This window comes from Pseudofrankia coriaricola (assembly GCF_032027725.1).
Classification (GTDB): domain Bacteria; phylum Actinomycetota; class Actinomycetes; order Frankiales; family Frankiaceae; genus Pseudofrankia.
On record NZ_JASNFO010000190.1, the window covers coordinates 1 to 2,918 of the forward strand.

Here is a 2,918-nt window from a genome sequence, read left to right on the forward strand (position 1 = left end):
GGCAGGGGACGGTCCGTCCCGCGGATCCTGTACAGCTTCGGCCGTGAGGACGGCCTCGACACCGACGCCGTCCGCCGCCTCGTCGCGTCGCTGGGCCGGCTGCTCGACCCCGCTGACGCGCTCGCGGCCACGGCGGAGGCGGGCTCGGGGCTGGTGTTCACCGGGTCCCGGCCCTACGGCGGCGCCTACGTGCTCGACCAGATCTGGCGGCGGCTCGGCATCGAGAAGATCCTGACCGGGCTCGCCTCGTCGGGGCGGGGCCGGTCCCGTGACGCGGCCACGGCGGAGCGGGTGCTGTTCGCCCTGGTCGCGAACCGGGCACTCGCCCCGGCCTCGAAGCTGGCCGCCGCCGAGTGGATGAGCCAGGACGTGCACATCGACGGGCTCGGCGAGGTGTCCGACGACGCCTGCTACCGGGCGATGGACTGGCTACACGCCGTGCGCGGCGAGTTCGAGAAGCAGGTGTACTTCCAGGTCGCGGACCTGCTCAACCTCCAGGTCGACCTGCTGTTCTTCGACACGACCTCCACCTACTTCGAGACCGAGGATCCCGACGCCGACGTGCCGCGCGACTGGCGCGGCGAGCCCGCCACCGACGAGCAGAGCGCCGACCCGGACAAGGAGGGTTCCGGGTCCACGGCAAGTCCAAGGACAGCCGGGACGACCTGCCCCAGATCGTCGTCGGGCTCGCCGTCACCCGCGAGGCGATCCCGGTGCGGATCTGGTGCTGGCCAGGGAACACCGCCGACTCGGCGCTGATCCGGCAGGTCAAGCAGGATATGCGCGACTGGAGCCTGGGCCGGGTTATCTGGGTCGCCGACCGCGGCTTCACCTCGAAGGAGAACCGCAGGTTCCTCCAGGCTGGGGCCGGTGCCTACATCATCGGCGAGAAGCTGCGGTCCGACTCCGCCGAGGCCACCGCCGCGCTCTCCCGGCAGGGCCGCTACCAGCACGTCGCCGACAACCTGCAGGTCAAGGAAGTCCGGCTGCCCGACGCCACCGACCGGTTCGTCGTCTGCTTCAACCCCGACGCCGCACAGCGCGACGCGGCGATCCGCGCCGAGCTGATCCACCAGCTCGAAGGCCTCATCGCCGAGTCGGACCAACTCAGCAGGGACAAACGCGCGGAACTGCGGGGGAAGATCTCGACGATGCCAGGGCTGAACCGGTTCCTGCGCGTCACCCCCGGCGGGCTGCTGCGCATCGACAAGGCCAGGGCGAATGCCGAGGAGAACCTCGACGGCAAGTACCTGCTGCGCTGCGCCGACCCCACGATGAGCGCGCAGGACATCGCCCTGGGATACAAGCAGCTGCTCGAGGTCGAACGCGGCTGGCGCGACCTGAAGACCGTCCTTCAACTACGGCCCGTCCACCACCGGCTCGAAAAGCGGATCCGCGCCCACGTCCTGCTCTGCTGGCTCGCCCTGCTCCTCGTCCGCGTCGCCGAGAACGAGACCGGCACCACCTGGACGCGGATGCGCCGCGAGCTCGACCGGATCCACATCGGCACGTTCACCGGCCCCGCCGGCACCTTCCAGCAGGTCACCGAACTGACCAAGCCCGCCCGCGACCTGTTCGCGGCCCTGCACCTCGACCCGCCCCGGACGATCCACCAGCTCAGCACGCCGAAACCCTGACTAGACCCGCCCCGAACCCCGCCGAAGCCTAGAGAAACGGCCCACAGCGGTGCATCGGCATGTCCGCCCAGGTCACAGCCATGATCGCCACTCTAGGCCGAAGTTGCGTGATCTTGATGAAGTCCAGCGCCCTGACCAGCACACTTGCGGCGGACCGTATTCGCTCTACTGGCTACCGTTACTGAAGGTAGTCGATCTATCGCCTGAAGGTAGTCGCGTGGTCAGCGTTTCCGCAGCATACGCCGGCATTGGCCGTGTTCGCGGTGGTCCTCGTGAACCGCAGGCCGTCACGGACCGCGATGGGAGACCGCGAGGCGCGAGCTGATCGTCTTACTGTCTACCGCTCGCCCAACGCACACCAAAGTTCCAGGTAAAGACGATATTGATCTTTGGCGATCCGTAACTTCGGTCTAGGCGAACCGAATTACGCGGAACCCAGGGAACAGTGCCGACACAACATCGACACCGTCGAGGAGAAGACCTCAGCCGGCCAGACGCGGACTCGTGTTGATCGCCTCGGGGAGGAACGCGGGCAACAGCAGACCACCGGCCGTCACGAACGACACCAACTCCCACGCCGACAACGTGGGCAGCGCCCAGCGGCCCGCCGCCGCGTCGCGCACCGCGACGACCAGCGCCACCAGACCCGCGAGCAACCCGCCGTCGACCTCCGGAACCCGGGGGTCGACGGCCACCGCCCGCAGCCGCACCGCCAACGCCGCCCGCAGCCGCACCGCCCGCCCTGCCAGCCGCCCAAGCCAGCCCCGCACCGTCGCAGGCGCCCGGCCCACCGCCACCGCGACCCGGCGCGCCCCCAGCCCACCGGCCGCGAGCCCGACCGCCTCACCGATCACCGCCACCGCGTCCGCCCGCCGCGCCAGGCACGTCACCGGCAGCAGCACATGCGTCGCCAGACAGCCCGAACACCGCCCCCGCCGCGGCCGGACCTCCCCCTCGACCCCCGAACCCGGCGCACCCGCGCCCACCCCCAACCCGCCAGACCGCTCCCGCACCCCGGACAGGCCAGCTCACCCACCGCCAACCGCCGTTCGACCTCAACCACATCCACGTCTACGGTGAACACCGGCGCCTCCACGCGCCTCGCACGGCCCTCCCCGAACCGGCCAAGGTGATCAGGGGAGGGCCGTCGCCATTTCCGACGTGCTCACCCTGTCGTCGCGCACCAACAAGAAACCCACCACAAGATCACAGCTGGCACATGCCCACCCACGACGACGCCGACCCGCCTCGCCGCGCCCACCAAGAACGACGCGTGACACC

At 70.0% G+C, this 2,918-nt stretch carries 3 protein-coding genes; 2 read left to right on the top strand and 1 reads right to left on the bottom strand.

All coding sequences use genetic code 11. The annotated features are described in order from the left end of the window. Nucleotides 1-759, top strand: a 759-nt coding sequence (locus tag QOZ89_RS46975) for an IS1634 family transposase (RefSeq protein ID WP_312630392.1), incomplete at its 5' end; no start/stop codon positions are given. Beyond that, on the top strand, nt 675-1,637 hold the full coding sequence (locus QOZ89_RS46980) for an IS1634 family transposase (RefSeq protein WP_491723705.1): 963 nt from the start codon (nt 675-677) through the stop codon (nt 1,635-1,637). The genes QOZ89_RS46975 and QOZ89_RS46980, both read left to right, overlap by 85 nt. Before the next feature lie 482 nt (nt 1,638-2,119). Here QOZ89_RS46980 and QOZ89_RS46985 read toward each other — a convergent pair whose 3' ends face one another. Beyond that, nucleotides 2,120-2,539 (bottom strand): hypothetical protein, encoded by a 420-nt coding sequence (locus QOZ89_RS46985; protein ID WP_083418919.1) that lies wholly within the window; start codon nt 2,537-2,539, stop codon nt 2,120-2,122. Nucleotides 2,540-2,918 lie beyond the last annotated feature (379 nt).